Raw genomic sequence first — 26934 nt, forward strand, 5'->3', positions numbered from 1 at the left:
CGCGCGCGGTGGGCCCCGGCCGCCGGCGCGCGCCGGTGGAAGACTGATGGCATGCAACAGTTGATCAGCCCGCTGGCCGAGCCGGTCGCCGACCCGGCCTCACTGGAGTCGCTCGCCGCCGTCTACGCGTACCCCGACCAGGTGAATCACGGCCGTCCGTGGCTGCGCGCCAACATGGTGGCGGGGCTGGACGGCGGGGCCCGGCTGGACGGGCTCTCGGAGGGGCTCTCCAGTTCGGCCGACAAACGGATCTTCGGTGTGCTGCGGGCACTGTCGGACGTGGTGCTGGTGGGGGCCGAGACGGTGCGCGCCGAGGGGTACCGGCCGGGCCGGGCCCGGGCCGAGTTCGCCGCGGCGCGACGGGCGGCCGGGCAGGCGCCGGCGCCGGCCATCGCGGTCGTCACCCGCTCGCTGGGGCTGGACCTGGCGGCGCCGCTGTTCACCGAACCGCTGGTGCGGACGGTCGTGATCACCACCGAGGACGCGCCCGAGGAGAGCCGGGCGGCGGTGGCCGAGGTGGCCGACGTGATCGTCGCGGGCCGGGGCTCGGTGGACCTGCGGGCGGCGGTCGCGGCGCTGGCCGCCCGGGGCTGGACGAGAATGCTGAGCGAGGGCGGACCGCGGCTGCTGGGACGGCTGGCCGCCGACGGCCTGCTCGACGAGCTGTGCCTGTCCCTGGCACCGCTGATCACGGCCGGCGACGCGCCGCGGATCATCCACGATGCGGAAATGCCTGACGTGCAGCGGATGCGACTGGTCTCATTGATCGAGCAGAAAGGATTCCTCTTCACCCGCTACCTGCGTCCGCCGACCCCGTGACCCCCGGACAGTGATCCCGCTCCCACTTGGGACGTTCCCTCCGCGTGGCCCGTGCGTCGGGTGAGCGAGGTGCGGAAAGCTTCCGCCGGGGCAGTATGGGATCCGATGCCGGAGCCCGGGGGCCGGCGACTGGAAGGGACTCACGTGTTCAAGACGGTACTGATGATCGAAAAGGCGCTCTCCGACGCCGACGTGGAGCTGGTCACCACGCTCCACAGCGACGAGAAGGTGTCCTTCGTCGTCCTCATGCAGCCGCGCGGCAAGCAGGACGAGCTGCTGCGGGCGCTGGACGACGTCGCCCTCGGCCACCTCGACAAGGTGGTGCACGAGCACGACGAGTCCGAGACCGGGCCGACGGTGGCCACCGAGTCGCTGGAGCACAGCCTGCGCCACCTGCGGCGGGCCGGCGCCGAGGCGGTCGGCGAGCTGGTCGAGGAGAAGCCCCTGGACCGGCTGCGGGCCGTGGTCGAGGAGCACCAGGCCGACGAGGTGGTGGTGCTCACCTCGCCGCACTTCGTGGAGGAGTTCTTCCACCGCGACTGGGCCTCCCAGGCCCGGCACAAGGTGGGCGTCCCGGTGCTGCGGTTGTTCGCCAGCGACTCCTGACACCCTCCCCCGCGGCGACCGCCCGGCAGGATCCGGCAGAGCCGCCCCGGTCGCCCGGTGGTGCAGAATCGTCCTTGCGGTCCGGTCCGCGAGGGCGATTCGCCTTTGCCGCCCGCCCTGACCCCCTGTCCCTCCCTCCTCGCCCGCCGTCGGGCAGGAGGGGCCCATCGCCCGTACGGAGTCCCGCCTTGAACGACGCCGCGCACGACCTGCACGCCCCGCACTTCATCGGCATCGGCGGCGCCGGGATGTCCGGCCTGGCGAAGATCCTCGCGGTGCGCGGCGCCAGCGTCTCCGGCAGCGACTCCAAGGAGTCCGAGACCGTCCTCGCGCTGCGCGCCCTCGGTGCCAGCGTGCACATCGGCCACGCCGCCGAGCACGTGCCGGACGGCGCCAGCAGCATCGTGGTGTCCAGCGCGATCCGCGCCGACAACCCGGAGCTGGCCACCGCCCGCGAGCGCGGCATCCCGGTGGTGCACCGCTCCGACGCGCTGGCCGCGCTGATGGGCGGCCGCCGGGCGCTGGCCGTGGCCGGCACCCACGGCAAGACCACCACCACCAGCATGCTCGCCGTCGCGCTCGGCGAGCTGGGCCTCGACCCGTCCTACGCGATCGGCGGCGACCTCGACGCGCCCGGCTCCAACGCCCACCACGGCACCGGCGAGATCTTCGTCGCCGAGGCCGACGAGAGCGACCGCAGCTTCCACAAGTACGCACCCGAGGTGGCGATCGTGCTCAACGTGGAGCTCGACCACCACGCCAACTACGCGTCGATCGACGAGATCCACGAGTCCTTCGAGACCTTCGTCGGCCGGATCGCCCCCGGCGGCACCCTGGTCGTCTCCGCCGACCACGAGGGCGCCCGCGAGCTGACCGCCCGGGTCGCCGGCCGCGAGGGCCTGCGGGTGGTCACCGTCGGCGCCGCCGAGGACGCCGACCTCCGCGTCCTGTCGGTGGTCGCGCACGGCATGACCAGCGAGGTGACCGTCCTGCTCGACGGCGCCGAGCTCACCTTCACCGTCTCGGTGCCCGGCCGGCACTACGCGCACAACGCGGTCGCCGCGCTGGCCGCGGGCGTCGCGCTGGGCGTCCCGGCCACCGACCTGGCCAAGGCGATCGCCGCCTACACCGGCGTGCGCCGCCGCCTGCAGCTCAAGGGCGAGGCCGGCGGGGTCCAGGTGATCGACTCCTACGCGCACCACCCGACCGAGATGACCGCCGACCTGGAGGCGATCCGGGAGGCCACCGACGGGCGCGTCCTGGTCGTCTTCCAGCCGCACCTGTTCAGCCGCACCCAGCAGCTCGCCGAGGAGATGGGCGCCGCGCTGGCCCTGGCCGACGCCTCCGTCGTGCTCGACATCTACCCGGCCCGCGAGGACCCGATCCCCGGCATCACCAGCGAGCTGATCATCGAGGCCGCCCGGAAGGCCGGCGCCGAGGTCACCGCCGAGCACGACTTCGCCGCCGCCCCCGCCCTGCTGGCCGCGCTGGCCCGCCCGGGCGACCTGCTGCTCACCATGGGCGCGGGGGACGTCACCAACCTCGGCCCGGCCGTCCTGGCAGAATTGGGTAGGGGCCTGGAGCACCTCGCGAACGTGGCCACCAACGTCTGAGTCCCCCGACCTGGAGCCGTCATGAGCTACGAGATCGAGAAGACCGACGCCGAGTGGCGCGCCGAGCTCTCCCCGGAGGAGTACCACGTCCTCCGGGAGGCCGGCACCGAGCGCCCGTTCACCGGCGAGTACACCGACACCAAGACGGTCGGCGTCTACGGCTGCCGGGCCTGCGGCGCCGAGCTGTTCAGCTCGGAGACCAAGTTCGACAGCCACTGCGGCTGGCCGTCCTACTACGCGCCGCTCGCCGGGGACCGCGTCCAGTACATCGAGGACACCTCGCTCGGCATGCGCCGGGTCGAGGTCCGCTGCGCCCGCTGCGGCGGGCACCTCGGGCACGTCTTCGAGGGCGAGGGCTACGGCACGCCGACCGACCAGCGGTACTGCATCAACAGCGTCTCGCTGACGCTGAAGCCGGCGGAGTAGCAGATCCGAAGAAACAGCGCGGGCGGGGGCCATCGAGATGGCACCCGCCCGCGCCCGGTCGCGCAACCATGCGCGGGGCGCTGTCCGAGAACTGGATAGGCTGGCCCGGCACTGAATCAGTCACGGTGAAGTGGAACCGCCCCGTCGGCCGGAAGGGTCCTGATGCTCACCCGCCTAGAGGTCCACGGATTCAAGAACCTCCTTGGCCTCGGGGTCGACTTCGGCCCCTTCACCTGCATCGCTGGTGAGAACGGGACCGGGAAGTCGAACGTCTTCGACGCGATCCAGTTCCTCTCCCTCCTGGCGGACAAGTCGATGATGGAAGCCGCTCAGGAGGTCCGTGGGGTACACGGCGAGAGGCACGGCGACCCACGTGACCTGTTCTGGAAGGGCTACCTCCCGGGCCGGCACAGGATGAGCTTCGCGGTGGAAATGATCGTTCCGGCCACGATCGAGGACGACTTCGGTAGGGTCGCGAGGCCTACGACCACCTTCCTGCGGTACGAGCTGGAGATCGGGTACCAGGAGCCGTCCGGGCTGGACCGGTTCGGCCGTCTGACCCTTCTTCGCGAGGACCTGCGCCACATCACCAAGGGCGCAGCCAAGGAGCACATCCGCTTCCCGCACAGTGCGGCGCGGTTCCGCAACGAGGTGATCCTCGGTCACCGCAGCGGTGCTCCGTACATCTCCACCGACACCGACGCGGCCAACGGTGAACCGATCGTCAAGATCCATCAGGACGGCGGCAGCCGAGGCCAGCCGAAGCCCGCAGCCGCGTCCCGGGCTCCGGCCACCGTCGTCTCCACCATCACGTCCAGCGACGATCCCACCATCCTCGCGGCAAGGCGAGAGATGGAGTCCTGGCGCCGACTCGCCCTGGAACCTTCAGCCCTTCGTAGTGCAGACCGGTTCGTTGATCCCCAGATAATGGAGGCGGACGGGTCGCACCTTCCGGCGGCCCTGTACCGAATCGCGCATACGGCGGCCGAATCCGCCGAACGAGCGGCCGAACTCGACCCGGAGCGGGTGTACGCCCGCGTCGCCGGCAGGCTGTCCGATCTTACCGGCGTACAAATCCGCGACCTCGCCGTCGACCAGGACGAAGTGCGCCAACTCCTGACCGTCAAGGTCCGAGAAGCCGATGGAATGTTCCTCCCGGCCCGCAGCCTCTCCGAGGGAACTCTTCGATTTCTCGCGCTCTGCGTACTGCTGGAGGACAACAGCGTCCGCGGCATGGTGTGCATGGAAGAGCCGGAGAACGGGATTCATCCGGCCAACCTCGTACCCATGGTCGAGCTGGTCCAGGACCTGGCCGTCGATCCTGCGGCCACTCCGGGAGCCGACAATCCGTTTCGACAGGTGCTCATCAACACCCATTCCCCGGGCGTAGTCCAGCTGGTGGACCGGAACGACCTCTTGTTCGCCGACTCCGTACTTCGGAGACTCGATGACGGAACCCTGGCACGCAGTCTCCAGCTCCGGCCGCTTCGCGGCACCTGGCGCGCCTCCGAAGGTGATCGGGACTACGTCACCAAGGCCGACATCCTGCCGTACCTGACCACTCCCCCAGGCGCGCAGACCACACTCGACTGGAGCATGGCGTGACCCTTCGCGTTCTGTTCACCGGCGAGGGAGCCAGCGACAACGGACTCGTCCCCCACATTGAGGCAGCCGCGGCCCGAGAAGGACTCCAAGCCATCGTGACAGCACCGGACTTCGGCCGCTTGCCGGTAACCGAGCTGCACTCGGTGCCAGCGAAGTTGCGTGCCATTCGCGCCTTGGACGACTCCAACTACGACCTCATCATCGTCCACCGCGACGCCGACCGCATCGGACCGCAGGAACGCCGCAGCGAGGTCGCACAGGCAGTGGGTACTACCTGGCCGGAACACCTGCACATTGCGGCGGTGCCGGTCCGTACGCTTGAGGCGTGGCTGCTCCTGGACGAGCATTCGATCCGCCAGGTCGCGGAGAACCCCAACGGGAAGGCCCGGCTCACCCTCCCCAAAGGCATCGCAGCCGAGCGTGTGCCGGACCCCAAGAAGCTGCTACGCGAGAGTCTGGCCACCGCGAACGGGAGTACGGGGCGGCGGCTCGACAATTTCCGGAGACGGTTCCCGCAACACCGCCACCAGCTGTTGGAGCGCCTGGACGCGTTCGGGCCGGTCAGTCAACTTCCCTCATGGCAGGCATTCATGACAGATCTCCGGATCGCGTTTCAGGCTCTCTAGCTCCAACCGTCCGAGGCGCCTCGGCCAAGGCGCGCCGACCGACCAGCGGTACTGCATCAACAGCGTCTCGCTGACGCTGAAGCCGGCGGAGTAGCACCGGCACGTCGCACGGCGGGGCCCGGGAACCGGTTCGGTTCCCGGGCCCTCGTGCTACCCGGCGACCGGGGCGAAGCGGACCGGCAGCTCCACCAGGGCGCGGTGGAACGGGCCCGGGCGCCAGCGGAGGGCCTCCGCGGGGGTGGCGAGTTCCAGCTCGCTGAGGCGGCTGGTGAGCTGCTCGATCGCGGTGATGGCGATCAGCAGCGCCGGGTCCCGGGCCGGACAGGAGTGCGGGCCGGCGGCCCAGGCGAGGTGCGCGGACTCGCCGCTGCGCAGCTCGCCGCCGCCGGCGGGCGGGGCGGCCTGGGAGTTGGCGGCCGCGTAGGAGACCAGGACGAGGGAGCCGGCCGCGATCTCCCGGCCGTGGAAGGTGACGTCGTAGCGCGGGTAGTGCGCGGAGAGGTTGGCCAGTGGCGGCTCGTGCCAGAGCACCTCGTCGATCGCCTGGTACGCCGTCATCGCGCCGCCGAACAGCGACCCGGCGTAGCGGGCGTCGGTGAGCAGGCGGAGCAGGGCGTTGCCGATCAGGTTGGTGGTCGGCTCGTTCCCGGCGATCATGGTCAGGGTGATCTGCCGGACCACCTCCTCGTTGTCCAGCCCCGCGGGGTGGGTGAGGAACCACGAGGTCAGGTCGTGCCGGGGCCGTACGCGCCGCTCGGCGACCATCCCGGTGACCACCGCGACGAGGTCCCCGTACGCGGCCACCGCCTTCTCGGTGGACTCGATCATGCCGACGATCCCGGCCACCAGGCGGTCGGCGTGCTCCTCCGGCACGCCGAACCAGGTGGTGACGACGTGGACCGGCAGGCGCCGCGCGTAGTCGGCGATCAGGTCGGCGGAGCCGGTGGCCTCGAAGGCACCGATCAGCCGGTGGGCGACCTCGGCCACCCGGCGCTGGAGCACGTGCGGCTCCAGCAGGGCCAGGCCGTCGGTGATCACCTGGCGGTAGCGGGCGTGCGTCGCGCCGTCGCTGAAGAGGGCGGTCGGGCGGTAGCCGAGCACCGGCAGCAGCGGGGAGTCCGGCGGGACCGTCCGCTGCCAGGCCCGGGAGTCCTTGGAGAAGGTGTCGCTGTCGCGCAGCAGGTCGAGGGCGGCCTGGTAGTCGGTGACCAGCAGGGCCTCGACGCCGGGGGCGATCTCCACCGGGGCGACCGGCCCGTGGCGGCGGAGCCGCTCGTAGACGGCCTGCGGGTCGGCGGCGAAGGCCGGGCCGTGGAGGGGGACCGCCCGGGGAGCCGCCCCGCCCGCGCCTTCACCTGCGGCGGGGGCGGGGTCGGGGGCGGGTACGTCGTCGGGGGCGGGGCTCGCGGCGGGTACGTCGTCGGGGCTGGTCACGGCTGCTCCGGGGCGGCGGGGTCGAGCGCGGCGGGGTCGGGCGTCGCAGGGCCGGGCGCGGCGGGGTGGGGCTCGGCGGGGTCGGGGCTCGCGGGCAGGCCGTGCAGGACGTGTTCGGCGAGGGCGATCAGCGCGTCCAGGCTGGAGCCGCGCTCCCGGGCGTCGCAGAGCACCAGCGGGGTGGCCGCGTGCAGGTCCAGGTGGGCCCGGAGCACCTCGGGCGGGTGGACGGGCGCGTCGGGGAAGACGTTGACGGCGACCGCGTACGGCAGGCCCTGCTCCTCGACCATGTCCATGATCTCGAAGGAGTCGGCCAGCCGCCGGGTGTCGGCCAGCACCAGGGCGCCGACCGCGCCGCGCGCGATGTCCTGCCAGAGCGGGAAGAACCGGCGCTGGCCCGGCGTGCCGAACATGTAGAGCACCACCTGGCCGGGCAGGGTGAGCCGCCCGAAGTCGACCGCGACCGTGGTGGTGGCCTTGCCGGGGAGGCCGGCCACGTCGTCCACCGGGGCGCCCGTCTCGGTCATCGCCTCCTCGGTGTGCAGGGTCGGGATCTCCGAGAGGGTGCGGATCAGTGTCGTCTTGCCGACCCCGAACGGGCCGGCCACCACCAGCTTCATCAGCGTCTGGTCCCGGTCGGGCAGGTAGCCCACCCGGTCCGGCCGGCCCGGCGCGGCCGGGTCACCGGAGAGTGCGGAGTCCAACGAGGAGCCTCTCGACGATGGAGCGGTCGGTCTGCTGGGCGCGGGGGATCGGCGCGCGGGCGCGCAGGCAGCCCGCCTCGACCAGGTCGGCCGCGAGGAAGACGGTGGCGCTGACCGGCAGCCGCAGGTGGGCCGCGGCCTCCACGACGGTGAGCGCGCCGGGGCGGAGCAGTTCCCAGAGCCGGCCGTGCTCGGCCCCCAGCTCCGCCAGCTCCGGCGGGGGTTCGGCACCGGCCGCGCACAGCACGGTGAGCCGTTCGAAGCCGGCCGTGCCGGGCCGGGCCCGTCCGCCGGTGGCCAGGTAGGCGGGAACCATCCGCCTGCGGGGTACGGCGGTCATGACCGGGCGGACGCGTCCTGCCGCCTGGCCGGGCTCGCCAGGGCACGGCCCAGCGCTGCGACCTGCACCTGCATCTGGTAGGCCACGTTGCCGAGTTGGGCCTCGGGTGTGGTGAAGACCGCGAGCGAGGTGTTCTCCCCGGCCGGGACGACGACGGCGAAGCCCAGCTCGGACTCGACCACGGTCTGGGCCAGCCGGGGCTGCTCGGCGTCGGTGAACGCGGTGGTGAACGCGCGGGCGGCGGCGTGCACGGTGGCGGTCATCGCGGCGACCCGCTCGGCGGAGGCGCGGCCGAGGCCCGCCGAGGCGGCCTCGACGAGGCCGTCGCCGGTGGCGATGACCGCGTGCAGGACGCCCGGCAGCTCCAGCAGCGGGGTCAGCACCCACGAGATCTCGTCGGTGGCGGTGGTCGCGGCCGCACCGGTCGCGGCGGTGGTGTCTGCGGCGGCGGTGGGGCTGGGCGTGCTGCTCACGGCTCGGCTCCTTCGGGGGCTGGGGTTCTAGCGGCCGGGCGCGCCCGCCGGTCCGGCGCCGGTGTGGTCGGCGTCGGGGCGGGGCGGGGCCGACCGGTCGGCGCCGGCGGAGCCGGTCGCCGCGGGGGACGGACGGTGGTCGGGCGTGGTGGCTGTGGTGGCCGCGGTGGCGTCGTCGTCGGCGACGGCCGAGCCAAGGTCGGTGCCGGTCCCCGTGCCGGGTCCGGGTCCGGGTCCGGCTTCGCGGCCGGCCTCGGCTTCGGGGCCGGCTTCGGGGCCGGCTTCGGGTTCGGCTTCGGGGCCGGCGGTCGTCACCGCGGCGAGGGCCACCGCGGCCCTGCCCGAGCCGGTGCCGTGCTGGAGCGCCTGCCAGCGCTCGGCGGCCTGCTCGGGCGTGCGGACCGGCGGACCGGCCGGCCCGTGCTCCCCCGGCTCCCCCGGCTCCTCCGGTGCCTCCGGCTGCGGGCGCCGGGCCAGCGGCTGGCGCCGGCGGCGGCTCGGCAGCCCGCTGCCGTCGTCCGGGACGAGCTGCACCGGCGGCACGACGTGGATGGCCGGCGGCGCGTGCGGCTCCGGCGCGTCCGGCGCGTCCGCCCCGGGCCGGCCCCCGGGCCGGCGGGTGTGCGGCGCCGGTACCGCCTGCACGGTGGGTGCCGGGGCCGGCCCGGCGCCGGACCGCAGCGGCAGCGGGGTGAGCACCGACAGCGGCTGCTCCTCGTCCACCACCGTCAGCAGCCCGGCCGGGACCCGCACGATGGTCCGCATGCCGCCGTACGGGGAGGGCTCGATGTGGCAGGCGAAGCCGTACTGCCGGGCCAGCTTGCCCACGACGGCGAACCCGGTCTTCGGCGGGTTGCCGAGTTCGGTGAGCAGGACCTCGGGCGGGCCGGACAGCAGCCGGCGGGCCCGGCGCAGCTGGTCCTCCTCCATCCCGATGCCGCTGTCGTCGACGATCACCAGCGCACCCCGGCCGCCCTGCTGGACGGTGACCGGGACGTCCGTCTCCGGGTGCGAGTAGGCGGTGGCGTTGGCGAGCAGTTCGGCGACGGCGATGGCGAGCGGCTCGGCGGCCCGGGCGACCACCGCCAGCCGGCTCTCCCGCAGGTGGTTGGCGACCTTGATCCGGGCGTACCCGGGCACCCGGGAGAGGGCGCCGACCACCACCTCGGCGAGCGGCGAGTCGGTGCGGGCCAGGCCGGGCCAGGCCTCGCAGAGCACGGCGACGGTCTGGATCCGGCGCAGCGCGACCTCGTTGCGGAAGTCGACCTCCAGCAGCCGGGGGTCGTCGTTGTCGTGCTGGAGCTGCTGGACGAGGCTCTGGATCTGGTAGAGCAGCGTCTGGATCTTGGAGGTGGCTCCGCGCATCGCCGAGCGGGCGGCGGCGTCGACCCGTTCGCGCTCGTCGGTCACGGCGGCGGCCGCGGCGTCGAGGACGGCCTGGAGCACCTGGACGGCGTCCGGGCCGACGGCGGCGGGGTCGAGCGGTCCGGCGACCGGTGCGTTGGGGTGGCTGAGGCGGAGGGCCGCGGCGGCCACGCGTTCGGTGGCGAGGTGGCCGACCTCGGACAGCAGGGCGGCGGTCCGCCGCTCGGCGACGGCCGCGCGTTCCTCGGCGGCCGTCGCGGTGCGTTCGGCCCCGGCCGCGGTGCGGCCCGCCTCGGTCGCGGCGCGGTCGGCCCGGGCCGCGGCACGCTCGGCCCCGGCCGTCGCGTGTTCGGCCTCGACGGCACGGCGGAGGGCCTCCGCGGCGCCGCGCTCCGCCTCGTGCGCCCGGTCCTCGGCGGCCAGCGCCCGGTCCGCGGCCTGCCGGACCTCGTCGGCCGAACGCCGGGCTTCGGCCCTGGCCTCGCGGGCCCGCTGCTCGCCGAGCTCGGCCCGGGACCCGGCGGCGCGGGCGCGTTCCTCGGCCCGGACCGCGGCGGACTCGGCGGTGGCGGCCCTGGCCAGTGCCCGGGAGCGGGCGCGTGCCAGGACGGCGGCCACCGCGAGCGCGGCGACCGCGATCAGCGCCACGGCCGGCAACACGAGCTGCGTCATCGACGTCCTCGGAGGTCCTCGGTCGGAGGGGCGGGCTCGCCCCCGGGGGAGTGTCCGGCGGCTCAGCCCCGGGTGGGTGCGCCGCCCGTCCCGTTCCGCGGCCGGGCCCGGCGCCGATCAGTGTCCTCGTCCAACTCCCGGGCCACCAGGGCCACCTGGCTCATGGCCTCCAGGACGTTCGGCACCTCCGTCCCGTCCAGGTGCCGGTACTCGGCGCCGATGGTGAGCACCAGCCGCTCGGGCAGGCCGAGTTCGGGGTAGCGCCGCTCGGCGATGATCCGGCGGGCCGCGTCGAGTGCGGGGATCCCGGCGGCGTGCAGGGCGTGCGCGCGCTCGCGCAGGTAGCCGAGGTAGGCGATGTGCTCCCGGACGCCCGTCCGGTCGAGCACCGGGCCGTGGCCGGGGACGAAGATCTCGGCCCCGGTGGCCAGGATTCGCTCGCAGGCGGCGACGATGTTCTCCAGCGGCCCGGACCAGTGCGAGGGGTGGTCGCCGGGCTGCTCGGCGGACGAGCCGAAGATCACGTCGCCGGTGAACACCGTCCGCTGGTGCGGGAGGTGGACGATCAGGTCACCGCCGGTGTGCGCGGCCGGCAGCCCGGTGATCTGCACCGGGTACTCCCCCACCCGCAGCTCCAGCTCACCGTGGAAGACGGTGTCGGGCTGCACGGGCTCGGTCTGCGACCAGTCGAACTGCCCGAAGTGGCGCCGGAGGTAGCCGCCGAGCAGCGAGTCCGGGTCGCTGCCCGCGACCAGTGCGTGCTGCTGCTTGGGCGTCGGCTCGTAGTGGATGTGCTCCAGCGCCTCGCGGGTGGCGATGATCTCCGCCTCCGGGAGCACGCCGGCGCCCCAGAGGTGGTCCCCGTTGGCGTGCGTGACGATCACCCGGTCGACGGTGGTGCCGTCGGTGAGCCGCTTGCGGCTCTCGGCGAGGAACTCGGCGGCGAGCGACGGGTCGTAGGGCGTGTCGATCCAGAGCGCCGTCCGTGGCGAGGCCAGCAGCCCGCAGTTGGCGAGCCCCCATCCGCGCTTCGGCGGGAGCCAGACGTACAGGTCATCGGCAATCGTGCTCACGTTCGCACGGTTGATCGTCATGGGCGCGATTATGCCGATGATGTGACAGGAGTGGAGCAAGACCCCTGCATTTCAAGACAATTCCTGTCACGGAGCATCCCGCCCTGTCCCGTTTCCTCCCCCCTTGCACCGATGCGGTCTGGACCATTCCGCCCCGCGGAGCGGGATCCGGCCGGATCCCGGCACCTGTCGGCACCTCAGGCCGCCGGGAGGAACCGGCAGACCTCGACGGTCACGTCGACGGTGTCGAGACCGATCACCCGGCCCTCGACGGCGGCGAATCCTTTCTCCCCCGAGCGGAAGAGCGCGGCCAGCGGCGACTGCCGGCCGGCGGCGGTCAGGGCCTCGACGGCCATCGCGGAGCCGAAGGCGAACACTCCGCAGAGCACGATGCAGGGGGCGTGCCGCGAGGTGCGGGTGACGAAGACGAAGCCGTGGTCGCGGACCAGCTCGTCGGCGGCGTTGTACTGGGCCTCGAAGGCCATGCCGCCCCAGCGGGCCCGGGCCGCCCGGGGGTGTTCGAGCCGGAAGTCCGGGAAGTCCCCGGCGAGCACGGTGGCCGAGTAGGCGTTCACGTCCGGGCCGCCGATCGAGAAGGTCGGCATCCGCGGGTCCTGGGCGCCGGCGGTGACCAGCTCGATGGTCGCCTTCCGGTTGATCTTCCGCAGCAGGTCGGTGAGTTCGGCGATCGCCCGGGCCTCGGCCATCGGCATGAAGAGCACGTTCTTCGGCCCCCGGCTGGTGAGTCGGCAGCCGTCCTTGGCGTACGCGAACTCCGCCACCTCGATGCTGGGGGTGACGATCTGCACCCGGCCGTACGGCGCGAGCAGCGCGCGCAGGAAGCCGTAGCGGAGGAAGAGGCGGGTACGGGCGAGCGAACGGGCGGCGAGAAAGCCGATCACGGCCGGGAAGAACCCGACCAGGATCTGCAGCAGGATCTCCATGGCACCCCTCGCGCGGACGACTCGGGCACGAACTGTCTGCGCTGAGGTGATGCCCCGTTGAACACCGGAAACTCCCGGCACTGCAGTCGACCCGGCGCCAGGAGTGGGAAGTGCGCCGACTTCACCCGTTCGGCGGCGGCCGGGTCACGCCGGGCCGGTCCGCCGGCGGACCGGGCGGCTGAACCGACGGGCGGGCGGGCGGCGGGGCGGACCGGGCGGCGGGGCGGCCGGGGCCGACGGGCGCCCGGGCGGGGACCCGGTCCGCCGGGGACCGGACCCGCCGCCGACGGTTCAGCCCAGCTTCTTGGTGAACTTCCGCTCACTGGCGCACTGCTCGTACCCCAGCCAGGCGTTGATCGCCAGCATCGGCGCGTTGGTCGCGTCGTTGGAGGTGTACGCCCGGAGCAGCCCGGCCTCCCGGGCCCGGCGCAGCGACTCCAGCTTGGCCAGCTTGCTCAGCCCCCGGCCCCGGTACTCCCGGCGGCAGGCGGTGAACGCCGACCAGTACCGGTCCACGCCGTCCGTGTGCGCCGCGCTGAAGGCGGCGGGCTCGCCGTCGACCACGGCCACGACGGTCAGCTCGTGGTCGTGGCCCGGGTGGATCCAGTCGCCGTTCCGGAACTCCTCGAAGTCGGCGGCGTCCATCTCGACCTCGCCCGGCTCGTCCCGGATGGCGTCCGCCTCGATCACGAAGATCGGGTACGGGTCGGCCGCCCAGTCGCTCGCCGGGCGCAGCTCGACGCCGGCCGGCAGTGGCGGCGCCTCGGGCAGCGGCAGCGCCAGGTCGCGGCCGGCGAAGCGGGCCAGCCGGCCCTCGGTGAAGCCGCGGGCCTCGGCGAAGGCGCGCGAACCGTCCTCCTCGTCCACCCAGCTGTGCAGCTCGACCACGCCGTGCTCGGCCAGGTGCCGCTCGGCGGCGGCCAGCAGGCCGGTGAAGGCTCCGCGCCGCCGGTACTCGGGCAGCACGCTGCCGTTGGCGTAGCCGATGCCCTTCGTGGTCGTGCCGGTGACCACACCGCAGCGGACCGCGCCGACCACCCTGCCGTCGAGTTCGGCGACGAAGGTGCGGTAGTGCGCGCCCTCGGGCTGGTGGGCGGCCTGCCAGGCGAAGGCCTCGGCGGTCGTCACCAGGTGGTCGCGCCCGGCGCGGTGGGCCGCGGCGACCGCGTCGGCGTCGTCGGTGCGGAAGTCACGAATCGTCAGTGTTGTCATAGGTGCGTCACGCTAGCGGCCCGGCACCCCGTGCGCAGCCGATTATCCTCCGGGCCCGGAGGCCCCGGAGCGGCCCCCACCTGCGAAGAGGCGCGGCGGAGGACGTTAGAGTCCGTCACTGGCGCACCGCCAAGCTCAAATAATGCTCTGAGATGACCGGGTGAGGCTTGGCAGCCGCACCACCTGGGGACATCCTCAGCAGCACAGCCCGGCGGCCCTGGCGACGATGCCCGCGCCGACCGACGGCTTCCCCACCCAGCCCTCAGAAGGGGGCGCACCGATGACCTCTCCTGCTCTGCGAGCGCCCGCGACGACGACGGGAACCGCCGGGACGACCGGCACCGCCGAGGCGGCCGACACGACCGGGACCGCCGGCGCCACCACCGCCGCCACCGGCACTGCCACCGCCACCGCCACCGCCGGCCGGCTCGGCGTCGGGCTCGGCTGGCGCAGCGAGATCGACACCGTGGTGGAGCGGCAGCCCGGCCTGGACTGGGTCGAGGTCGTCGCCGAGAACGTCTGCGCCGACCACCTGCCCGAGTCCCTGACCGTCCTCCTCGCCCGCGGCCTGACGGTGGTCCCGCACGGCGTCTCGCTCGGCCTCGGCGGCGCCGACCGGCCCGACCCGGCCCGCCTCGCCAGGCTCGCCGAGACCGCCGGGGCGCTCGGCTCCCCGCTGGTCACCGAGCACCTCGCGTTCGTCCGGGCCGGCGGCCTGGAGGCCGGCCACCTGCTGCCGGTGCCGCGCTCGCGCGACGCCCTGCGCGTCATCGCCGAGAACGTCCGGATCGCCCAGGACCAGCTCCCGGTACCGCTGGCGCTGGAGAACATCGCCGCCCAGCTCGCGTGGCCGGACGACGAACTCACCGAGGGCCAGTTCCTCGCCGAACTGGTCGAGCTGACCGGTGTCCGGCTGCTGATCGACGTCGCCAACCTGCACACCAACCGGGTCAACCTCGGCATCGACCCGGCCGCCGAACTGGACCGCCTGCCACTGGAGGCGCTCGCCTACGTGCACGTCGCGGGCGGCACCATGATCGACGGGGTCTGGCACGACACCCACGCCCACCCGGTCACCGAGCCGGTGCTGGAGGTGCTGGCCGAGCTCTGCGCCCGGGTCGCGCCGCCCGGTGTGCTGCTGGAGCGCGACGCCGCGTTCCCGCCGCCCGCCGAACTGGCCGCCGAACTCGACGCCGTCCGGCGGGTGCTGGACGGCGGTGGCCCGCGGTGACCGGCACCGACGACGCCCGGGCCCGGCTGGCCGCCCGGCAGACCGGGCTGCTCACCGCGCTGGTGGCCGGCGGCCCGGTGCCGCCCGGCTTCGACCCGGCGCAGGTCCGGTCCCAGTCCGCCGCGCTGGCCGCCAAGCGGCGGGACACCGCCGCCAAGGTGGCCCCCGCCCTGCCGCGCCTGCTCGGGGCGCAGTACGGACCGCTCTTCCTCACCTACGCCCGCCGGCACCCGCAGACCGGCGGCTACCGCGCCGACGCCCGCGCCTTCGCCGAGTGGGCGCTCGCCGAACCGCCCGGCGCACCGCCCGCCGAGCCACTCGCCGAACCGCTCGACGCCGACCGGCGCAGGGCCCTGGAACAGTGGCTCCACCCGGCCCCCGAACGACCGCCCGGTCCGCTCGCCCGCCTGCGCCACGCCCTGCGGCCGAGCCGCCGGGCCTGACACCCGGCAGCCGACACCGGGCAGCCGACACCCGGCACCGACACCCGGCAGCGCCACCGGACACCGAACGGTCGGCACCGCACCACGGCCGCACCGCGGCCCCACGAACCACCCGTCACGCACCGGGCGCCGGACGCCGCGCACCCGGAACCCCGCGCCGGACCACCAGGCCCCGCGCGCACCCAGCACGAGCGGCACCAGAACGCTCACCGTCCCCGGGGGAATCCGCCCATGTGGCACAACGCCTACTTCCTCGTCCCCGCCCTCCTGCTGTTCGGCGCCGCGCTCCACGCCGCGCAGGCCAAGCAGGCCGCCAAGCGCGTGCCCTTCCCCAAGGGCCTGCCCGGCCGCGGCCTGCCGCTGCTGGACACCGCCTTCCTCTCCGGCGGTCCGGGGCGGGTCTTCGACACCGCCGTCGTCCGGATGCACCAGGACGGCCGGGCCGTCGTCAGCCGCGCCGGCCTCGTCACCGTCACCGACCCCCGGGCGCACGACGCCGTCGACCAGGCTCTCGTCGAGGCGGTCGGCCCGTCGCGCAGCGCCGAGATCGGCACCCTGCGCCGCGCGGTGATGCGCTCCGCCGCCGTCCAGGAGATCGGCGACGGGCTGGCCGGGCGCGGCCTGCTCCGCGACCCCGCCCGGCTGCACCGTGCCAAGGTGGCCCGCCGGTTCCTCTGGATCGCCCTGTCGGCCGTGCCGGCCTTCACCGTCGCCGCCTACGTGCTGGACTCCGACGAGCCCGGCTACGACCACCCGGCGCTCTGGCTCCCCCTGGTCATGCTCGCGTTCGGCCTGGTCTCGCTGCTGGTCACCTGGCCGCTCAAGGGCCGGATCACCCCCGCCGGACGCCGCCAGCTCGCCCTGATGGACACCGGCAAGCCGTGGAAGCCCTCCGACCGCCCGGTCCTGCACGCCGCCGACGCCGCGCTGCTCGGCGCCGTCGCGCTCGGCGGCCTGGCCGCCGCGGGCCTGGGCGACGAGGAGCTGGAGCAGGCGCTGCTCGCCTCCGCGGCGGCCGACCAGGCCGCCCGGTCCGCCGCCTACTCCGGCACCGGCTCGTCCTCGTCCAACTCGTCCGGCTCGTCCTGCGGCAGCGCGACGGTCTGGTGCGGCTCCTCCTCCGACTCCGGGCCCTCCGGTTCGGGCTGCGGCGGCAGCAGCGGCTGCGGATCGTCCTCCTCGTCGAGCTGCGGGTCGTCGTCCTCGTCGAGCTGCGGATCGAGCTCCGGCTCCTCCTGCGGCTCCTCCTCCAGCTGCGGCGGGGGCGGCTGCGGCTCCTGAATCCGGCCCGCCCCGGACGTCACAGTTCGGTATCGCGGTTCGGGAATGCGTTCCACCCGCGACGGCGGCGGGTCTACAACAAGCCCATGTGGTTGCTCTTCCTGCTCCCGGCCTGCGTCGCTGCGGTCCTCTCCTGCATCCGGCTCGTCCGGATGACCGCGACCGCCGACGCACTGGCCGGGCAGGAGGGCCCGCGGCCGCCCGAAGCGGTCGGGATCGGGCTCTACGAGACGGCCTACCTGGCCGGCGGCCCGGACCGGGTGGTCGAGCTGGCCCTCGTCCTGATGGCCTCCCGGGGCCGGCTGCACCTCGCCCACACCGGCTGGACCACGGTCGTCGACCCGCGCGGCCGCAGCCGGCTGGAACGCGCGGTGCTCGCCACCGTCGGCCCCGAGGGCCAGTGCCGCACCGACGACCTGCGGGAGGCGATGGCCGCCCACCCCACCGTGCTGGAGATCGGCAGCCGGCTCTCGCTGGCCGGGCTGGCCACCCCGGCGGCCGTCCAGCGGCACACCGTCCTGGTGGTCCGGCAGGTCCGCCAGGCGCTGCTGCTCACCCTGGCGCTGCTGGCCGCGGCCCTGGCCACCGGTGTCCTGGTGGACGGTGACGCGCTGGCGCCGCTGGCCTGGTTCTCGCTGCCGCTGGTCCTCACCACGGGCACCCTGCTGATGGCCCGGATCGACGTCTACCCGTACACCGGCTGGGCCTCGCCGGTCGGCCAGGAGGTGCTCCGCGAGGTCCGCCCGCCGCGCCAGCACGGCCTCACCGACGACGACGAGCGCGAACTGTTCACCGCCGTCGCCATGAACGGCACCGACGCCCACCCCGACGCCCGCCTCCGCGCGGCGCTGCGCCGCCACTGAGCCGCCACCGAGCCGGCCACCGGTCCCCCCGCACGGCGACGGCCGCCCCGCGGCGGTGCTGCGGGGCGGCCGTCCGTCGTCGCGGCCTCAGACGAGGCCGTTGAGCAGCTCGCTGACCGGCTTGCGGCGGCCGGTGAAGAACGGCACCTCCTCGCGGACGTGCAGCCGGGCCCGGGACGGGCGCAGGTCGCGCATCAGGTCCACGATCCGGTGCAGCTCGTCCGCCTCGAAGGCGAGCAGCCACTCGTAGTCGCCCAGCGCGAACGAGGCGACCGTGTTGGCCCGCACGTCCGGGTAGCCGCGCGCCATCTGGCCGTGCTCGGCGAGCATCGCGCGCCGCTCGGCGTCCGGCAGCAGGTACCACTCGTAGGAGCGGACGAACGGGTACACGCAGACGTAGTCGCGCGGACGCTCGTCGGCGAGGAACGCCGGGATGTGCGACTTGTTGAACTCGGCCGGGCGGTGCAGCGCCATGTTCGACCAGACCGGCTCCAGCTCCCGGCCCAGGCCGGTGCGGCGGAAGCGGTTGTACGCCTCCTGCAGGTCGTCGGAGTCGGCGGCGTGCCACCAGACCAGGATGTCGGCGTCCGCACGGAGACCGGAGACGTCGTAGGTGCCGCGCACCGTGACGTCCTTCGCGGCGAGCTGGGCGAACAGCTCGTCCACCTCGGCGGCCAGCGCGGTGCGGTCCTCGGGCAGGGCGCCCTTGAGCTTGAACACCGACCACATGGTGTAGCGGATGACCTGGTTCAGGTCCCGTGCCTTCTTCTTCTCCGGCTGCTGCTCAACGGTCTCAGTCATGCGCTCATTGTCCTCTCGGTGACGTTCTCCCCGGTCGGCGGGGTCAGCACTCCGTCGAGCCCGGCGACGGCCGTCCGGGCACTCGCGATGCACGCCGGGATGCCCACCCCGTCGTACGCGGCCCCGCACAGCGCCAGCGCGCCCACCCGGTCCGCGGCCGCGCGGATCCGGGCCACCCGGTCCAGGTGGCCGACCGGGTACTGCGGCAGTCCGGCCCGCCAGCGGGTGACGGCGGTGTCGTACGGGCGGGCGGTCAGGCCGATCGCCTCGCCCAGGTCGGCCAGCGACCGGGCGACCAGTTCCTCGTCCGGCAGCTCCAGCGGCTCCTCCTCGCGGAGCCGGCCCAGCGAGGTGCGCAGCACGAACGCGTCCGGGGCGGAGCGCTCCAGCCAGCCCCACTTGTTGGACGAGAAGGTGGAGGCCTTGATCCGGCGGCCGTCCACCGGCGGCACCAGGAAGCCGCTGCCGGACGGCGGCTCCGGCAGGTCGGAGCGCCGGAACGCCAGGGTGACCAGCGCCATCCCCGCGTACTCGACGCCGTCCAGCTCGGCGGCCGCGGCCGGCGCGTCGGCGCGCAGCAGGCGGGCGGCGGGCGGCGCGGGCACGGCCAGCACGACGGCGGTCGCGTGCAGTTCCGCACCGTCGCCGGTCAGCACCCGCCAGCCGTCCGGGGTGCGGTGCAGCCCGGTCACGGCGGTGCGGGTGCGCAGCTCGACGCCGGCTTCGGCGCAGGCCGCGGCGACCGCCGTCGGCAGGGTGCCGAGTCCGCCGCGCAGGCCCTGGAAGACGGGTGTCCCGGCGGTCTGCGGCCGGGTGGCCAGCGCGTGGACGCCGTCGACCAGCGAGCCGCCGCCGCGGGCGACCGGCAGCAGGGCGGGGACGGCGGCCCGCAGTGAGATCTCGTCGGCGCGCCCGGCGTAGACGCCGCCGAGGAGCGGCTCGACCAGCCGGTCCACCACCTCGCGGCCGAGCCGGTCGGCGACGTACCGCCCGATCGCGACGTCGTCCGTGACGGCCTCGGCGGGGCCCTCCTGCCGGGCCCGCTCCAGGCCCTCGGCGCTCAGCACCCCGGAGGCCTCCAGTGCGGCGAGGTCCCCGGGGACGCCCATCACCTGTCCGCCGGGCAGCGGCCGCAGCGCGCCCCTGGTCCAGATCGCGGCCTTGGCGGTGGTCGGCGGCTCCAGTTCCGCGCCCAGCCCGACGGCGCGGGCCAGCTCGACCGCCTCGGGCCGCCGGGCCAGCATCGACTCGGCCCCGAGGTCCACCCGGACCCCGCCGACCTCGCCGCCCCACAGCTTCCCGCCCAGCCGCTCCGACGCCTCCAGCAGCGTCACCCGCGCCCGGGCCGCTCCCCCGGCGGCCCCGCTGAGCACGGCGGCCGCGGTCAGCCCCGCGATCCCGCCGCCGATCACGACGACATGTGCTTGCGACATGCCTCGCAGTCTTGCAGGTCTTTACACCTTTGCCTCAATCCGCCCGCTTCTGCCCCTTCGAGGCCTCGGAGTCCTTGGACCTCCCCCTAGGCTCGGCGGCATGGAACCGATCCTGGTGAGCGCCTGTCTGGCCGGTGTGCCGTGCCGGTACGACGGGCGGGCGAAGACGGCGGAGGCGGCAATCGGGCCGGTCGGGGAGGGGCGGGCCGTGGTGGTCTGCCCGGAGGGGGCGGGCGGGTTGCCGACGCCCCGGCCCCCGGCCGAGATCGTCGGCGGGGACGGCGCGGACGTGCTGGACGGGCGGGCCCGGGTGGTGGACGCGACCGGCGCGGACCGCACCGCGGAGTTCGTGGCGGGGGCGCGGGCGGCACTGGCCGCCGCCGAGGAGGCCGGGGCGCGCCGGGCGCTGCTGACGGCCCACAGCCCGTCCTGCGGCTGCGGGCAGGTCTACGACGGGACGTTCGGCGGGGCGCTGCGGCCGGGTGACGGGGTGACGGCGGCACTGCTGCGGCGGGCGGGGGTCGTGGTGGAGGCGGTCTGACGCCTTGTCCGCTCCGCAGCCGAGCCGTGATCGAGCTGCGACCTCCGGAGCGGGTCCGATCCGGGCCCGCGCCCGTCGAATGGTGCGAGTGCCGGAAGGAAGCGGCGCCGGAACTGTGGACGCGGGGAGGACTCGATCGTGGAACGAGGACGGCGGAGAGCGGCGGCGCTGGCGGCGGTGGCCGTGGCGGCGGTACTGGCGGGCGGGTGCAGCGCGTCCGGGGGCAGGGGCGACATGAGCGCCAGGGCGGACACGGCCGCGGTCGCGGCGGGTGACGCGGCCGCGCCGCCCGCACCGGCCGCACCGGGGGTGGCGGGGGCCGCGCCCTCCGCCGCGCCGAAGGCGGCTCCGGAGGCGGGCGGCGAGGCGGGCACCGGGGCGGGCGCCGGGAAGCCCGCCGTGGTGCCGGTGGTGGACGCGCGGCAGATCGCGTACAGCGCGCAGCTGTCGGTGCGGGTGGCGAAGACGGACACCGCGCTGGCGAGGGCCCGCGAGCTGGCGACCGGCGCGGGCGGCTACGTGGCGAGCGAGACGGTGAGCGGCTACGGCGCGCAGCCCGGCGACGGGGGCGACGGGAAGCGCCCGGTCGACACGGATCCGCCCGGTCCGCAGAGCGGGCAGCTGACGGTGAAGGTGCCGTCGGCGGTGTTCCAGCAGACGCTGGACCAGCTGGCAGGGCTGGGCGAGGTGCTCTCCCGCCGCAGCCAGGCGGACGACCTGACCCAGCAGGTCGCGGACGTCGGCAGCCGGGTGCAGACCCAGCAGGCGAGCGTGGACCGGGTCCGGGCGCTGATGGCGCAGGCGAAGACGCTGGGCGAGATCACCAGCCTGGAGGGCGAGCTGAGCCGCCGCGAGGCGGATCTGGAGTCGCTGCAGAAGCAGCTGAAGGAGCTGTCGGCGAAGACCTCGCTGTCCACCATCACGCTGGACGTGCGGCAGAAGGCGAACACTCCCGCCCCGGACCAGCCCGACGCGGAGGACGAGGACGGCTTCTGGGACTCGGTCGGCTCCGCGCTGGGCGGCGGCTGGGGCGTCCTGGCCGCGATCGTGCGCGGCATCGCGGTCGCGATCGCGGCGGCGGCGCCGTTCCTGCTGGTGGCCGGGCCGGTGGCGCTGGTGCTCTGGGTGCTGCGCCGCCGTCGGCGGGCGGAGGCGGCGCAGGCCCCGGCGGGGCCGGCCGTTCCGGACGAGCAGCCGGCGGTGCCCGCCGCTCCCACCGGGAGCCCGAAGGTCCCGGCCGTACCGGCCGAGCGCCCGGCGGCCCCCGCGGCGGGCGAGGAGGACTGACGGGGCCCGGAAAGCGGCCGGTACGGCGGCGGGCCCTCCGCGTGGAGGGCCCGCCGCCGTACCGCGCGGGCGTCAGCGGGCGCTGGCCTCGTGGACGAAGGCGACGAGGCGGCTGAGCGCGTCCGGGTCCATGCTGGGCAGCACGCCGTGGCCGAGGTTGAAGATGTGGCCGCTGGAGCCGAGCGCCTGGGCGGCGTGCAGCACCTCGCGGGCCTTGGTCTCGACGGCCCTGGTGGGCGCGAACAGCACGGCCGGGTCGAGGTTGCCCTGGAGGCCCTTGCCCGGGCCGACCCGCTCGGCGGCGACGTTCAGCGGCACCCGCCAGTCGACGCCGACCACGTCCGCGCCGGCCTGGCCCATCAGGCCGAGCAGCTCGCCGGTGCCGACCCCGAAGTGGATCCGCGGCACGCCGTAGCCGGCGACGGCGTCGAAGACCTTGGTGCTGGCCGGCATGACCGAGCGGCGGTAGTCGTCCGGGGCGAGCGAGCCGACCCAGGAGTCGAAGAGCTGGATCGCGGAGGCGCCGGCCTCGATCTGCACCTTGAGGAAGGCCGAGGTGATGTCGGCCAGCCGGTCGACCAGGGCGGCCCACAGCTCGGGCGCGCCGTACATCATGGCCTTGGTGTTCTCGTGGTTCTTGGACGGGCCGCCCTCGACCAGGTAGCTGGCCAGCGTGTAGGGGGCGCCGGCGAAGCCGATCAGCGGGGTGGAGCCCAGCTCGTCGACGAGCAGGCCGATCGCCTCGGTGATGTAGGGGACGTCGTCCGGCTCCAGCGGGCGCAGCCGCTTCAGGTCCTCGAAGCTGCGGATCGGGTCGGCGATGACCGGACCGATGCCGGGCTTGATGTCGACGTCGATGCCGACCGCCTTGAGCGGCACCACGATGTCGCTGAAGAAGATCGCCGCGTCCACCTTGTGCCGGCGCACCGGCTGGAGGGTGATCTCCTTGACCAGCTCGGGCCGCATGCAGGACTCCAGCATGGGGATGCCCTCGCGGACCTTCAGGTACTCGGGCAGCGAGCGGCCGGCCTGGCGCATGAACCAGACCGGGGTGTGCGGTACCGGCTCGTGCCGGCAGGCCCGCAGGAACGCGGAGTCGTACGCGGCGCCGCGGCGCGCGGGGGGCTGCTGGCCGGGGGCGGCGCCTGCCTGGGCGGCTGCCGTGGTGTCTGCCGTTGTCTCGCTCACGCCCCAAATCTTCGCACGCGCCCCGGACCGGCCCCCTCGCCCGGGCTCGTCGGTTCCTCCAAGATCTGGCCGGATTGCCCTCCCGGCGCGCCGCGCGGAAAGAAGTTGCGGCGATTACCCGGCTTTTCGACCTAGTCTTCGGGTCATGGCAGCGGTCGGAGGGCACCCCGCACAGGGTGGCGGAGCAGGTGGCGGAACGGGTCGGGAGGCGGCGCCGAGCGAGTTCCGGGCCGCCGTGGAGGCGTTCTCCGGAGCGCGGCTCCGCCCCGAGGTCCTCCTCTCCCCCGCCCCGGCGCCGCGCCGGCTGGCTCCGTTCGCGTTCGCGGTGACCGCCACCGTCGAGGTCGACGGCGAGGAGCTCGCCGACGGCCGGCTGGTGCTGCTGCACGACCCGGACGGCCAGGAGTCCTGGAACGGGGACTTCCGGGTGGTCACCATGACCCGGGCCGAGCTGGAACCCGAGATGGCCGGCGACCCGATGCTCTCCGAGGTCGGCTGGGCCTGGCTGCTCGACGCACTGCAGGCGCACGGCGCCGGCTACGCGGAGCCCTCCGGCACGGTGACCAGGTGCGCCTCGCAGTACTTCGGCGCGCTCGCGGACCGCGAATCCAGCACCGAGATCGAGATCCGGGCGTCCTGGACGCCGTCCGACGGCCGCTTCGAACGGCACCTCGCGGCCTGGGGGGACCTGCTCTGCACCGGCGCCGGGCTGCCGCCCGCCGCCCCGGCCCCGCAGTCAGCCTCCGACGTCGCGTCACTCGGTGGAGTGGTCCCGATGCCCGCGCGACGGCGCCCGCGCTCGCACTGACGAGTGGCGTCCGGGGCGGTCGGCCGCGCCGAGCCCCGCACCACCCCCAGGGCTGACGGAGTGTGACTTCGGACCGGCTCCACGTCAACAAATCGGTTGAAACCGACCGCTATGCGATCGATCTGATCGATTTTGTACGAATCCCAGGCATGTCGTATCAGTCACATGCGCGATTTGTCCGTATTGTTACTCACTAGATCGTGATCTTTCGCTAAAGCCGGGCACGGATGATGCCGAAGCAGACTGTGACCCTTTCCGAACGCGGAACACTCCGACCGCCCCCTCGGGGTTCCGTCCGCCACTCCCCGCAGGAGGCCTGGTGTCGGTCCTTCTTGAGCACCCCGCAAACGTGGTCGCCTACCGGCCGACCAAGCCCACCGCCATGGTGGTCATCGCCGATCCCCGCGTCCGAAACACCGTCACCCGCCACCTCTGGGCGCTCGGCGTCCGGGACGTGATCGAGGTGTCCTCGATCGCCGAGGCCCGCCCCCGGGTCTCCACCCCCCGCGACATCTGCGTCGCCGACGTCCACCTCCCCGACGGCTCCGGACTCACCATCCTGGCCGAGACCCGCGCCGCGGGCTGGCCCAACGGCCTCGCGCTCTCCGCCGCCGACGACATCGGCGCGGTCCGCAGCGCGCTGGCCGGCGGGGTGAAGGGCTACGTCGTCACAGGCACCCGCACCAACGTCGCCATGCCGGGCCGCCCCGGCCTCCCGCTCGGCGCCGGCGGCCTGGCCGGCCGGATGCGGCGCCCCGGCATGCCGGGCATGCCCGGCGCGGCCGGTGCCCCCGGCGGCGCCCCCGGAGCCCCCGGTGCTCCGGGAACGCAGCAGGCCGCCTACCGCGAGCTCTCCGGCCGCGAGGTCGAGGTGCTGCGGCTGGTCGCCGAGGGCCAGTCGAACAAGGCCATCGGCGTCGCGATGGGCCTCTCCGCGCTCACCGTGAAGAGCCACCTCGCCCGCATCGCCCGCAAGCTGGGCACCGGCGACCGGGCCGGGATGGTCGCGGTCGCGCTGCGGACCGGCATCATCCACTGACCCTGGTGGACCGCCGCGGCGGCCTGGAGGAACGTTTCTGTGTTGTCGCCCGCTCGCCTCCGGGCTCCATCTTCGCCCGCTCGCCTCCGGGCCGCTTGACCCGGTGCCGACGGTCGTCGCTCCAATGCCCTTCGTTCCTCAGGGCCTCCTCGCTCCTCCCTTTCGGCACCGGCGCGGCCCTTCGGCTCGGGGCGGGTTCGGTGCATGGCCGAGGTCGGCGAGGCGGGCGTGTGCTGCGGGGTCCGGGCGGGCGCCTGCCGGACGGCTCCGGCGGGCGGCCGGCCCCACCGGCCCCGGCGGGCGGGCGCGGTACGGCTCGGGGCGGCGCGCATCCTGGCTCGGGATGCGGGCGCCCCAAGACTCCGGCGGGCGTGTGCCCGCCGTCTCCGCCCCCGGGGGTGACTCCCCCGGGGGCGGAGCCGCGAGCGGCCGGCGGAACCGGACGAAGATCCGGGAACCGGGCCCCCGGAGCGGTCTGACCAGTCCGACAACACTCCCGGCTGCGGGGACCGTCGTACCCTTGGTGGGTGACCGACGCCGTAGCAGCCATCCCAGAAGAAGCAGCCCCGGTCCCGCTCCTCGAACCGAAGGAGGGGATCCCTCCGGTCGTGGCGGACGAGCGGGCGCTGGCCGCCACCGTCGCCGCCTTCGCCGAGGGAACGGGACCGGTCGCCGTCGACGCCGAGCGAGCCTCCGGCTACCGCTACGGCCAACGGGCGTACCTCATCCAGCTGCGCCGCGCGGGCGCCGGTACCGCGCTGATCGACCCGATCGCCTGCCCCGACCTCAGCGGACTGGGCGAAGCCCTCGCGGACACCGAATGGGTGGTGCACGCCGCCACCCAGGACCTGCCCTGCCTGGCCGAGGTCGGCATGAGACCCCAGCGACTGTTCGACACCGAGCTGGCCGGGCGCATCGCCGGCTTCGCCCGGGTCGGACTCGGACCGATGACCGAGAGCGTGCTCGGGCTGAGCCTGGCCAAGGAGCACTCCGCGGTCGACTGGTCCACCCGCCCGCTGCCCGAGCCGTGGCTGCGCTACGCCGCTCTGGACGTCGAGGTGCTGGTCGAGCTGCGCGACGCACTCGAACGGGAGCTGGACGCCCAGGGCAAGCTCGACTGGGCCCTGGAGGAGTTCGCCGCGATCGCCTCCGCGCCCCGCCCCGCCCCGCGGACCGACCCGTGGCGCCGCACCTCGCAGCTGCACAAGGTGCGCCGTCGGCGCCAGCTGGTCGTGGTGCGCGAGCTCTGGCTCGCCCGGGACCGGATGGCGCAGGAGCGGGACGTCTCGCCGGGCCGGGTGCTCTCGGACGCCGCGATCGTCAACGCCGCGCTGGCCATGCCGCTGAACATCGCCGCCCTCCAGGCGGTCCAGGGCTTCGGGCCGCGCGTGCACCGTCGCCAGCTGGAGCAGTGGCTGGCCGCAGTCCAGCGGGGCCGGGAGGTCCCGGAGAACCAGCTGCCGCCGGCCGCCGCGCCGCACGACGGCCCGCCGCCGCCGCGCGCCTGGGCCGAGAAGGACCCGGTCGCCGCCGCCCGGCTGACCGGGGCGCGGGCCGCCGTCACCGAGCTGGCCGAGGCGCACAACCTGCCGGCCGAGAACCTGATCACCCCGGACCTGGTCCGCCGGGTCGCCTGGGAGCCGCCGGCCGGTGCCGGCGCCGCCGAGATCGCCGCCGCGCTGCGCCGCCTGGGCGCCCGCCAGTGGCAGGTGGACCTGGTGGCGCCCGCGCTGGCCGCCGCCTTCGCGGAGGCCGCCACCGCACAGCAGGACTGAGCGGACCGGGGCCGCCGGAACACACGAAAGGGGATGCCGCCCGACGGGACGGCATCCCCTTCGGCGTGTTCGGCACCGGGCCGGAGCGGCGCGGAGGCGAGTGGGGGACAACACCGCCCCGAGCCGAAGGGGCGCGCCGGTGCCGAAAGGGAGAGCGCGAGGAGGCCGTGAGGAACGAGCGGCATCGGAGCGCCGACCGTCGGCACCGGATCAAAGCGGCCCGGAGGCGAGCGGGCGACAACACCGCCCCGAGCCGAAGGGGCGCGCCGGTGCCGAAAGGGAGAGCGCGAGGAGGCCGTGAGGAACGAGCGGCATCGGAGCGCCGACCGTCG

The 26934-nt window shown here is 74.6% G+C and carries 24 protein-coding genes and 1 pseudogene; 14 read left to right on the forward strand and 11 right to left on the reverse strand.

The features are described 5' to 3' along the window. Positions 1-51 precede the first annotated feature (51 nt). The 6 genes from AC067J_RS31525 to AC067J_RS31550 all read left to right on the forward strand — a co-directional run bounded on the left by AC067J_RS31525 (position 52) and on the right by AC067J_RS31550 (position 5695). Positions 52-819: a pyrimidine reductase family protein gene (locus AC067J_RS31525; RefSeq protein WP_478304982.1), complete on the forward strand. Its 768-nt coding sequence runs from the start codon at positions 52-54 to the stop codon at positions 817-819. 144 nt (positions 820-963) lie between these two features. Then, on the forward strand, positions 964-1425 hold the full coding sequence (locus tag AC067J_RS31530; protein ID WP_478304984.1) for an indole-3-glycerol phosphate synthase: 462 nt from the start codon (positions 964-966) through the stop codon (positions 1423-1425). A 188-nt stretch (positions 1426-1613) separates the two neighbouring features. After that, positions 1614-3038, forward strand: a complete 1425-nt coding sequence (gene murC, locus AC067J_RS31535) for a UDP-N-acetylmuramate--L-alanine ligase (protein WP_478304986.1) — start codon at positions 1614-1616, stop codon at positions 3036-3038. A gap of 21 nt (positions 3039-3059) precedes the next feature. Further along, the gene (msrB, locus tag AC067J_RS31540; protein ID WP_478304988.1) at positions 3060-3464 is read left to right on the forward strand and encodes a peptide-methionine (R)-S-oxide reductase MsrB; all 405 of its coding nucleotides are present in this window, start codon (positions 3060-3062) and stop codon (positions 3462-3464) included. Between the two features lie 162 nt (positions 3465-3626). Next, entirely contained in the window at positions 3627-5069 is a 1443-nt protein-coding gene (locus tag AC067J_RS31545) for an AAA family ATPase (RefSeq protein WP_478304990.1), read from the forward strand. Beyond that, positions 5066-5695 carry a DUF4276 family protein gene (locus tag AC067J_RS31550; protein WP_478304992.1) on the forward strand — a complete coding sequence of 210 codons (630 nt, stop codon included), beginning with the start codon at positions 5066-5068 and terminating at the stop codon, positions 5693-5695. Before AC067J_RS31545 ends, AC067J_RS31550 begins: the two co-directional genes overlap by 4 nt. Positions 5696-5845: 150 nt before the next feature. On the opposite strand, the gene AC067J_RS31555 is transcribed toward AC067J_RS31550, so the two are convergent. The 8 genes from AC067J_RS31555 to AC067J_RS31590 all read right to left on the reverse strand — a co-directional run bounded on the left by AC067J_RS31555 (position 5846) and on the right by AC067J_RS31590 (position 13912). Beyond that, on the reverse strand, positions 5846-7129 hold the full coding sequence (locus AC067J_RS31555; RefSeq protein WP_478304994.1) for a cytochrome P450: 1284 nt from the start codon (positions 7127-7129) through the stop codon (positions 5846-5848). Continuing rightward, positions 7126-7749 carry a GTP-binding protein gene (locus tag AC067J_RS31560; protein WP_478305102.1) on the reverse strand — a complete coding sequence of 208 codons (624 nt, stop codon included), beginning with the start codon at positions 7747-7749 and terminating at the stop codon, positions 7126-7128. Before AC067J_RS31560 ends, AC067J_RS31555 begins: the two co-directional genes overlap by 4 nt. Before the next feature lie 61 nt (positions 7750-7810). After that, a complete protein-coding gene (locus tag AC067J_RS31565) occupies positions 7811-8173 on the reverse strand; it encodes a DUF742 domain-containing protein (protein WP_478304996.1) in 363 nt (120 codons plus the stop codon). Then, positions 8170-8565, reverse strand: coding sequence for a roadblock/LC7 domain-containing protein (locus AC067J_RS31570; protein ID WP_478305104.1), 396 nt, complete (start codon positions 8563-8565; stop codon positions 8170-8172). Before AC067J_RS31570 ends, AC067J_RS31565 begins: the two co-directional genes overlap by 4 nt. A 108-nt stretch (positions 8566-8673) precedes the next feature. Continuing rightward, positions 8674-10683 (reverse strand): ATP-binding protein, encoded by a 2010-nt coding sequence (locus AC067J_RS31575; protein WP_478304997.1) that lies wholly within the window; start codon positions 10681-10683, stop codon positions 8674-8676. A 62-nt stretch (positions 10684-10745) separates the two neighbouring features. Further along, the gene (locus tag AC067J_RS31580) at positions 10746-11777 is read right to left on the reverse strand and encodes an MBL fold metallo-hydrolase (protein WP_478304998.1); all 1032 of its coding nucleotides are present in this window, start codon (positions 11775-11777) and stop codon (positions 10746-10748) included. A gap of 176 nt (positions 11778-11953) precedes the next feature. Then, the gene (locus AC067J_RS31585) at positions 11954-12700 is read right to left on the reverse strand and encodes a hypothetical protein (RefSeq protein ID WP_478304999.1); all 747 of its coding nucleotides are present in this window, start codon (positions 12698-12700) and stop codon (positions 11954-11956) included. 291 nt (positions 12701-12991) lie between these two features. After that, on the reverse strand, positions 12992-13912 hold the full coding sequence (locus AC067J_RS31590) for an N-acetyltransferase family protein (RefSeq protein ID WP_478305001.1): 921 nt from the start codon (positions 13910-13912) through the stop codon (positions 12992-12994). A 457-nt stretch (positions 13913-14369) separates the two neighbouring features. Between AC067J_RS31590 and AC067J_RS31595 the strand changes: the two are divergent. The 3 genes and pseudogenes from AC067J_RS31595 (at position 14370) to AC067J_RS31605 (ending at position 17730) form a co-directional block, all read left to right on the forward strand. Beyond that, positions 14370-15586, forward strand: a pseudogene (locus AC067J_RS31595) (MbnB/TglH/ChrH family RiPP precursor modification enzyme). Positions 15587-15817: 231 nt separating this feature from the next. After that, positions 15818-16867 (forward strand): TIGR04222 domain-containing membrane protein, encoded by a 1050-nt coding sequence (locus tag AC067J_RS31600; RefSeq protein ID WP_478305003.1) that lies wholly within the window; start codon positions 15818-15820, stop codon positions 16865-16867. 86 nt (positions 16868-16953) lie between these two features. Then, positions 16954-17730, forward strand: coding sequence for a TIGR04222 domain-containing membrane protein (locus AC067J_RS31605; RefSeq protein WP_478305005.1), 777 nt, complete (start codon positions 16954-16956; stop codon positions 17728-17730). Positions 17731-17817: 87 nt separating this feature from the next. Here the strand turns inward: AC067J_RS31605 and hemQ are convergent, their stop codons facing one another. Both hemQ and hemG read right to left on the reverse strand, forming a co-directional pair. After that, positions 17818-18531 (reverse strand): hydrogen peroxide-dependent heme synthase, encoded by a 714-nt coding sequence (gene hemQ, locus AC067J_RS31610; protein WP_478305007.1) that lies wholly within the window; start codon positions 18529-18531, stop codon positions 17818-17820. Next, entirely contained in the window at positions 18528-19964 is a 1437-nt protein-coding gene (gene hemG, locus AC067J_RS31615) for a protoporphyrinogen oxidase (RefSeq protein ID WP_478305009.1), read from the reverse strand. Before hemG ends, hemQ begins: the two co-directional genes overlap by 4 nt. Before the next feature lie 100 nt (positions 19965-20064). On the opposite strand from hemG, the gene AC067J_RS31620 reads away from it, so the two are divergent. Next, positions 20065-20505: a 2-thiouracil desulfurase family protein gene (locus AC067J_RS31620; protein ID WP_478305011.1), complete on the forward strand. Its 441-nt coding sequence runs from the start codon at positions 20065-20067 to the stop codon at positions 20503-20505. A gap of 234 nt (positions 20506-20739) precedes the next feature. Beyond that, the gene (locus AC067J_RS31625) at positions 20740-21792 is read left to right on the forward strand and encodes a DUF4349 domain-containing protein (RefSeq protein WP_478305013.1); all 1053 of its coding nucleotides are present in this window, start codon (positions 20740-20742) and stop codon (positions 21790-21792) included. A 72-nt stretch (positions 21793-21864) separates the two neighbouring features. Here the strand turns inward: AC067J_RS31625 and hemE are convergent, their stop codons facing one another. Next, the gene (hemE, locus tag AC067J_RS31630; protein ID WP_478305106.1) at positions 21865-22878 is read right to left on the reverse strand and encodes a uroporphyrinogen decarboxylase; all 1014 of its coding nucleotides are present in this window, start codon (positions 22876-22878) and stop codon (positions 21865-21867) included. A 247-nt stretch (positions 22879-23125) separates the two neighbouring features. Between hemE and AC067J_RS31635 the strand changes: the two genes are divergently transcribed. The 3 genes from AC067J_RS31635 to AC067J_RS31645 all read left to right on the forward strand — a co-directional run bounded on the left by AC067J_RS31635 (position 23126) and on the right by AC067J_RS31645 (position 26602). Further along, complete coding sequence (locus tag AC067J_RS31635; RefSeq protein ID WP_478305015.1) at positions 23126-23788, forward strand: DUF3000 domain-containing protein; 663 nt, start codon at positions 23126-23128, stop codon at positions 23786-23788. Positions 23789-24107: 319 nt separating this feature from the next. Next, positions 24108-24827, forward strand: coding sequence for a LuxR C-terminal-related transcriptional regulator (locus AC067J_RS31640; RefSeq protein ID WP_478305017.1), 720 nt, complete (start codon positions 24108-24110; stop codon positions 24825-24827). Between the two features lie 527 nt (positions 24828-25354). After that, a complete protein-coding gene (locus AC067J_RS31645; protein WP_478305019.1) occupies positions 25355-26602 on the forward strand; it encodes an HRDC domain-containing protein in 1248 nt (415 codons plus the stop codon). Positions 26603-26934: the final 332 nt, after the last annotated feature.

This window comes from Kitasatospora sp. NPDC042419 (assembly GCF_056437345.1).

What these genes read in the sequence shown, in the direction of transcription:
- AC067J_RS31525 (WP_478304982.1), top strand. Translation starts at nt 52, where the DNA reads ATGCAACAGTTGATCAGCCCGCTGGCCGAGCCGGTCGCCGACCCGGCC.
- msrB (WP_478304988.1), top strand. Translation starts at nt 3,060, where the DNA reads ATGAGCTACGAGATCGAGAAGACCGACGCCGAGTGGCGCGCCGAGCTC.
- AC067J_RS31545 (WP_478304990.1), top strand. Translation starts at nt 3,627, where the DNA reads ATGCTCACCCGCCTAGAGGTCCACGGATTCAAGAACCTCCTTGGCCTC.
- AC067J_RS31560 (WP_478305102.1), bottom strand. Translation starts at nt 7,749, where the DNA reads ATGAAGCTGGTGGTGGCCGGCCCGTTCGGGGTCGGCAAGACGACACTG.
- AC067J_RS31565 (WP_478304996.1), bottom strand. Translation starts at nt 8,173, where the DNA reads ATGACCGCCGTACCCCGCAGGCGGATGGTTCCCGCCTACCTGGCCACC.
- AC067J_RS31575 (WP_478304997.1), bottom strand. Translation starts at nt 10,683, where the DNA reads ATGACGCAGCTCGTGTTGCCGGCCGTGGCGCTGATCGCGGTCGCCGCG.
- AC067J_RS31580 (WP_478304998.1), bottom strand. Translation starts at nt 11,777, where the DNA reads ATGACGATCAACCGTGCGAACGTGAGCACGATTGCCGATGACCTGTAC.
- AC067J_RS31585 (WP_478304999.1), bottom strand. Translation starts at nt 12,700, where the DNA reads ATGGAGATCCTGCTGCAGATCCTGGTCGGGTTCTTCCCGGCCGTGATC.
- AC067J_RS31590 (WP_478305001.1), bottom strand. Translation starts at nt 13,912, where the DNA reads ATGACAACACTGACGATTCGTGACTTCCGCACCGACGACGCCGACGCG.
- AC067J_RS31600 (WP_478305003.1), top strand. Translation starts at nt 15,818, where the DNA reads ATGTGGCACAACGCCTACTTCCTCGTCCCCGCCCTCCTGCTGTTCGGC.
- AC067J_RS31605 (WP_478305005.1), top strand. Translation starts at nt 16,954, where the DNA reads ATGTGGTTGCTCTTCCTGCTCCCGGCCTGCGTCGCTGCGGTCCTCTCC.
- hemQ (WP_478305007.1), bottom strand. Translation starts at nt 18,531, where the DNA reads ATGACTGAGACCGTTGAGCAGCAGCCGGAGAAGAAGAAGGCACGGGAC.
- hemG (WP_478305009.1), bottom strand. Translation starts at nt 19,964, where the DNA reads ATGTCGCAAGCACATGTCGTCGTGATCGGCGGCGGGATCGCGGGGCTG.
- AC067J_RS31620 (WP_478305011.1), top strand. Translation starts at nt 20,065, where the DNA reads ATGGAACCGATCCTGGTGAGCGCCTGTCTGGCCGGTGTGCCGTGCCGG.
- AC067J_RS31625 (WP_478305013.1), top strand. Translation starts at nt 20,740, where the DNA reads ATGAGCGCCAGGGCGGACACGGCCGCGGTCGCGGCGGGTGACGCGGCC.
- AC067J_RS31635 (WP_478305015.1), top strand. Translation starts at nt 23,126, where the DNA reads ATGGCAGCGGTCGGAGGGCACCCCGCACAGGGTGGCGGAGCAGGTGGC.